The following is a 4,700-nucleotide window of genomic DNA, read 5'->3' as shown; positions in this document are numbered from 1 at the left end:
GCTGCCGCCGGGTGCGCCGTACACCCCGGAACCGCCGGGCGCGCCGCCTCCGCTCGGCACGGCCTCGCCGGGCTGCCCGGCCTGCCCACTCTGCCCAGCTTCGCCGGGCTGCCCGGGCTGCCCGCCTAATCCGCCCGGATCAGCTGCTCCGGGCTGCCCGCCTTGGCCGCCCCAGCCCGCGCCCTGACCGTCCGGGCGCGCGCCATGCCCAGCCTGCCCCACACCCTGGCCGTCCGGGCCCGCGCCCTGGCCCACGCCCCGGCCGTCCTCGCCCGCGCCCCGGCCGTCCTCCGGTGGTCTTCCCCAGACGTCGCTCATCGCTCCCCCAGTCCTGCGCGCTCCCCAGTGCCCCTCCGCACCGCCCACCCACCGTCGACGCCCCCGGCAGCCGTGTCAACGGGGCGTCAGCCGGCGTCCATGTCCCGCAGGGCGTCCTCCACGGCGCGGTGGAAGGTCGGGTACGCGAACATCATGTTCCGCAGCCGGTCGACCGGGACGTCGGCGTGTACGGCGACCGCCAGGCCGTACAGCACCTCACCGCCCGTCGGGCCCGCGGACGTGGCGCCGACCAGGACGCCGCGCCCGGCGTCCGCGACCAGCTTGACGAAGCCCTCGTTGCCCGCCTTGTGGATCCAGCCGCGTGTCGACGACGGGACGCGCGCCACGCCCGTACGGACGGCGATGCCGCGCTCCCGGGCCGCCTGCTCGCCCAGCCCCACCGACCCGACCTCCGGGTCCGTGAACGTGACGCGGGGCAGGGCCCGGTAGTCGGCCTCCGGGCCGTGTTCGCCGAGGATGTCGCGGGCGGCGATCTCGCCCTGGTACATCGCCACGTGCGTGAACGCGCCGCGCCCTGTCACGTCCCCGATCGCCCACACACCGTCCGTGACCCGCATCCGCCCGTCGGTCTCCAGGGACCGCGCCTCCGGGTCGAGACCGATGTGCTCGACGCCGAGACCCGTGAGGTCGGGGCGCCGCCCGGTCGACACGAGCAGCCGCTGCGCCGCCAGCTCCTCGCCGTCCTCCAGCGTGAGGCGGAACGTGTCGGCCGCGTACCGCACCCCGGTGGCCCGCGCCCCGGTCCGTACCGTGATGCCCTCCGCGCCGAACACCTCCGCGATCAGCTCGCCCGACTCGGGCTCCTCCGCCGGCAGCAGCCGCGGTGCCGCCTCGACGACCGTCACGGCCGTACCGAACCGGGCGAAGGCCTGCGCCAGTTCGGCGCCGACCGCGCCACCGCCCAGGACGAGGAGCGACGCCGGGGCCTCCTTGGCGGCGACCGCGTCCCGGTTCGTCCAGTACGGCACGGTCTCCAGGCCCGGTACGGGCGGGATCTGCGGGCGGCTGCCCGTCGCGAGGACCACGCCCCGGCGTGCGGTGACCTCGCGCCCGTCGACCTCGACGCGGCCGGGGGCCGTGAGCCGCGCCCGGCCCCGTACGAACCGGCCGCCCTTGCCGGTGAACCTGTCCACGGCGACCTTGTCGTCCCAGTCGTCGGTGGCCTCGTCGCGGATGCGCGCCGCGACGGGCGTGTAGTCGGCGGTGACCTCCGTGCGCCCGGCCATGCCCGGGACCCGCCGGGCCTCGGCCAGCAGGTCGGCGGCGCGGATCATCATCTTGCTGGGGATGCAGGCCCAGTACGCGCACTCGCCGCCGACCAGTTCGGCCTCGACGCCCACGACGTCGGTCCCGGCCTCGGCGAGCCGTCCGGCGACGTGCTCGCCGCCCACGCCCATGCCGATCACGACGACATCTGCGGTGTACGGGGCGTCGCCGCCCTGCTGGTGCGGTGTCCGGTCCGCCATGGGGGCACACCTCCTCGGCCTCGGCTCGTCCGGCCGCGGCCTCCGGCCGGAGTTCCCGTTCTCCTGATCGTTACGCGTTCGGACGGCGGGTTCGGTGAGCGCGCTCACAGTTGGTGGCCGCAGTTCGTGGAGCGATCGGTTCCGGCCGTCTTCGGGGGGTCCCCGCCGCACGCGCACGGGATGCCGCTAGCATCACGACATGGTCACGACCCGGTCACTCTTCGGCGTACGCCCCGGCGTCCGCGTCCGGCGTGCCCGCCGGCACGCGGGTGCGGCGGCGGGCACGCCGTGGTGGCCGGTCGCGCTGCTGCTCGCGGTGTTCTGGATGCACGGGCTCGGCGTGGAGAGCGGCACCGGGCACGTCGACGTCGGCACGGCGGCCCTCGCCACAGTGGCGACCGCGGAGCACACGGGGGCGCTCGCCCCGCACGTACCGGCCCCGGAACACCGGCCGCAGCCGCAGGACCCCGACGAGCACACCGCACACCCCGGCGGCGTGTGCCTGTCCGGCCAGCCGGAGGACGGGCCCGCCCTCGGTTCCCCGGGCCCCGCCGCACCCGGCACCGGCTCGTCCGCGGACGCCCCCCGGCCCGGCCCCGCGGCCTGCGCGCCATCCGCCGCCCGCGCCGACACGGCGCCACCACCCCGCGTCACGGCCCTGCGCATCTAGAACCGGCGGTCCACTCCCGCCGGCCGACGGTGCTGCCGCCCGACGGCCCCACTACCGCTGCCAGTACAGCCGTGCGGAGTCCCTGTGCCGTCGTATCCGTATCTGTATCCGTACACCCATACGTCGTTCCTTCGCCGTCTCGTCCCATGCCTCGCCGTCGCGCTGAGCGCGCTCGCGCTGCTGCTGCTCGGGTGCGCGGAGCCCGCCCTTCCGTCGTCCGGCCCCGCCCATGTGGCCGCCGCGGCGCACGGCGACACGTCGCCGTCCTGCGACACGCGGCAGGGCGAGGCGGGCCGCCCCGGCGACCAGCGCGCCCCGCGCCAGGTGCCGCAGGACGGCCCCGAGCGGGCCGGGGCCGTCCCCGCCTCCGTACCCGCGGGAACCGGCCACCGGCCGGGCGCGATCGGCCGCACGCCCGGGCCGGGCGCGGCGGCCCTGGATCCGCTCCTCGTCAGCTGCCGGTGGCGCATATAGGCGGCCCGCTGCCGGGCCTCCTGCCCGGCACCGCCGTACCCCTGTGCGCCATCCCCTGACAAGAAACGGAACAACGGAATGCAGACGCGTTCACTCATCACCACCGACGCCACTCCCGCCCGGTCCACGCTCTCCGGGCTCGTCGGCAACACGCCCGTCCTGCGCGTGTCGGAGCCCCTCGCACCGGAGGGCCGCGGCTTCTGGGCGAAGCTGGAGGGCTTCAACCCGGGCGGCATCAAGGACCGGCCGGGCCTGCACATGGTGGAGCGGGCCCGGTCGCGCGGCGAACTGCGGCCCGGCGCCCGGATCGTCGAGTCGACCAGCGGCACCCTCGGGCTCGGCCTCGCCCTGGCCGGCATGGTCCACGGGCACCCCGTCACCCTGGTCACCGACCCGGGCCTGGAACCGTCCATGGGCCGGCTGCTCACGGCGTACGGCGCCGAGGTCGAGACGGTCGGCGAGCCGCACCCGGAGGGCGGCTGGCAGCAGGCCCGCCGCGACAGGGTGGCCGAACTGCTCGGCCGGTACGAGGGCGCCTGGTGCCCGGACCAGTACAACAACCCCGACAACACCACCGCGTACACGCCGCTCGCCCTCGAACTGGCCGCGCAGCTCCACCACATCGACGTCCTGGTGTGCAGCGTCGGCACGGGCGGCCACTCGGCCGGGGTGTCCCGGGTGCTGCGGCAGCTCTACCCGGAACTGCGGGTCGTGGGCGTCGACACCGTCGGGTCGACCATCTTCGGCCAGCCCGCCCGGCCCCGGCTGATGCGCGGCCTGGGATCGAGCATCTACCCGCGCAACGTCGCGTACGGGACGTTCGACGAGGTGCACTGGGTGGCGCCGGCCGAGGCGGTGTGGACGTGCCGCCGGCTCGCGTCCTCGCACTACGCGACCGGCGGCTGGAGCGTGGGCGCGGTCGCGCTGGTCGCGGGCTGGCTGGCCCGTACGCTGCCGGCCGACACGCGGATCGCCGCGGTGTTCCCGGACGGGCCGCAGCGCTACCTCGGCACGGTGTACGACGACACGTACTGCGCGGCGCACGGCCTCCTGGAACCGGGCGCCGCACCGGCGGCGGAGCCCGACGAGATCGGCTGCCCCGCCGACAAGGAGGTCGAGCGGTGGACCCGGTGCACCCGGGTCGTGGACCCGCTGGCGGGCGAGGGGGCCTCCCGGTGAAGGGCATGCTCGCGCAGTTCCGTTCGTACGAGCGGAGCGTCCAGCTCCTGATGGTGAACCAGTTCACCATCAACCTGGGCTTCTACATGCTGATGCCGTACCTGGCGGCGCATCTGTCCGGGACGCTGGGCCTGACGGCGTGGCTCGTCGGGCTGGTCCTCGGGGTCCGCAACTTCACGCAGCAGGGCATGTTCCTGGTGGGCGGCGCGCTGGCGGACCGTTTCGGGTACAAGCCGCTGATCGTGGCCGGGTGCGTGCTGCGCACGGTGGGCTTCGCGGCGCTGGGACTGGTCGGTTCGCTGCCGGCGCTGATCGTCGCCTCGGCGGCGACGGGCCTGGCGGGGGCGCTGTTCAACCCCGCTGTGCGGGCCTATCTGGCGCGGGACGCGGGCGAGCGGCGCGTGGAGGCGTTCGCGCTGTTCAACGTCTTCTACCAGGCGGGCATCCTGCTCGGGCCGCTGGCCGGGCTCGTGCTGACGGCGGTGGACTTCCGGGCCACGTGTCTGGTGGCGGCGGCGGTGTTCGCGGTGCTGAGCGTCGTACAGGTGCGGGCGCTGCCCGCGGCGGGCGGC

Annotated in this window: 5 protein-coding genes; 4 read left to right on the top strand and 1 reads right to left on the bottom strand. The window is 75.7% G+C overall.

Annotation, left to right across the window (positions count from 1 at the left end):
* Positions 1-404 precede the first annotated feature (404 nt).
* Positions 405-1,805: an NAD(P)/FAD-dependent oxidoreductase gene (locus tag HTZ82_RS06655; RefSeq protein WP_175408350.1), complete on the bottom strand. Its 1,401-nt coding sequence runs from the start codon at positions 1,803-1,805 to the stop codon at positions 405-407.
* Positions 1,806-2,004: 199 nt separating this feature from the next.
* Here HTZ82_RS06655 and HTZ82_RS06650 point away from each other — a divergent pair, with 199 nt between their 5' ends.
* The 4 genes from HTZ82_RS06650 to HTZ82_RS06635 all read left to right on the top strand — a co-directional run.
* Entirely contained in the window at positions 2,005-2,475 is a 471-nt protein-coding gene (locus HTZ82_RS06650) for a hypothetical protein (RefSeq protein ID WP_175408349.1), read from the top strand.
* Positions 2,476-2,559: 84 nt separating this feature from the next.
* The gene (locus HTZ82_RS06645; RefSeq protein WP_175408348.1) at positions 2,560-2,949 is read left to right on the top strand and encodes a hypothetical protein; all 390 of its coding nucleotides are present in this window, start codon (positions 2,560-2,562) and stop codon (positions 2,947-2,949) included.
* A gap of 78 nt (positions 2,950-3,027) precedes the next feature.
* Positions 3,028-4,128: a PLP-dependent cysteine synthase family protein gene (locus tag HTZ82_RS06640; protein ID WP_175408347.1), complete on the top strand. Its 1,101-nt coding sequence runs from the start codon at positions 3,028-3,030 to the stop codon at positions 4,126-4,128.
* A gap of 5 nt (positions 4,129-4,133) precedes the next feature.
* Positions 4,134-4,700 (top strand): MFS transporter (locus tag HTZ82_RS06635; RefSeq protein WP_217623744.1); only part of this gene is annotated, 567 nt, incomplete at its 3' end.

This window comes from Streptomyces sp. TRM64462 (assembly GCF_013362995.1).
In the GTDB taxonomy this organism is placed as follows: domain Bacteria; phylum Actinomycetota; class Actinomycetes; order Streptomycetales; family Streptomycetaceae; genus Streptomyces.
This window is presented reverse-complemented; position numbering and strand designations above follow the sequence as displayed.

Bases quoted from the DNA above. Each gene is read 5' to 3' on its own strand.
- HTZ82_RS06655 (WP_175408350.1), bottom strand. From the start codon at position 1,805: ATGGCGGACCGGACACCGCACCAGCAGGGCGGCGACGCCCCGTACACC.
- HTZ82_RS06650 (WP_175408349.1), top strand. From the start codon at position 2,005: ATGGTCACGACCCGGTCACTCTTCGGCGTACGCCCCGGCGTCCGCGTC.
- HTZ82_RS06640 (WP_175408347.1), top strand. From the start codon at position 3,028: ATGCAGACGCGTTCACTCATCACCACCGACGCCACTCCCGCCCGGTCC.